Raw genomic sequence first — 244 nt, forward strand, 5'->3', positions numbered from 1 at the left:
CTTCGCCGTCGAGATTGCCGGGGATCAACCGCTCGTCGTCGATCCAGATCGCGTCAAGACTGTGCAGCGGCATGTCGGCCAGGTCGATCACATAGGTGAGGTAGGCATTGGGCGTCCGCCCGTCACGCCCATGTGTCATCGGCGGGCAGACCATGTTGCCGGCGGTCGCATATTTGCCCAGGATAATGGTTTGAGGAGTTGTTTCTCCGCTGGTCGTCTGGCCGCTGCGCAGACCCGGCGGCAG

Annotated in this window: 1 protein-coding gene; it reads right to left on the bottom strand. The window is 62.7% G+C overall.

Translation table 11 applies throughout. The features are described from left to right. Positions 1–244 (bottom strand): hypothetical protein (locus tag Q5762_RS39380; RefSeq protein WP_315897128.1); only part of this gene is annotated, 244 nt, incomplete at both ends.

This window comes from Streptomyces sp. P9(2023), from assembly GCF_032436795.1.
Taxonomy (GTDB): domain Bacteria; phylum Actinomycetota; class Actinomycetes; order Streptomycetales; family Streptomycetaceae; genus Streptomyces.